The organism is Nonomuraea sp. NPDC048916, from assembly GCF_040649575.1.
In the GTDB taxonomy this organism is placed as follows: domain Bacteria; phylum Actinomycetota; class Actinomycetes; order Streptosporangiales; family Streptosporangiaceae; genus Nonomuraea.
This window is the reverse complement of the sequence record NZ_JBEZFS010000345.1, coordinates 1-307: the sequence shown is the minus strand read 5'-3', so window position 1 is coordinate 307 and position 307 is coordinate 1. Positions and strand designations below refer to the sequence as shown.

At 54.4% G+C, this 307-nt stretch carries 1 rRNA gene; it reads right to left on the bottom strand.

From position 1 onward, the window contains the following. A 23S ribosomal RNA gene (locus AB0C16_RS41155) occupies positions 1 to 307 on the bottom strand; the annotation flags it as partial.

Sequence of the window (307 nt, the reverse complement as noted above, 5' to 3'; positions counted from 1 at the left end):
TAGATCACTCCGCTTCGGGTCTACAGCATGCGACTCAAACGCCCTCTTCAGACTCGCTTTCGCTACGGCTCCCCCACACGGGTTAACCTCGCCACACACCATAACTCGCAGGCTCATTCTTCAAAAGGCACGCAGTCACATCACACACCAGCAAGCTGATGTAAGCTCCTACGGCTTGTAGGCACACGGTTTCAGGTACTCTTTCACAACCCCTCACCGGGGCACTTTTCACCTTTCCCTCACGGTACTCGTGCACTATCGGTCACCAGGGAGTATTTAGGCTTACCAGGTGGTCCTGGCAGATTCA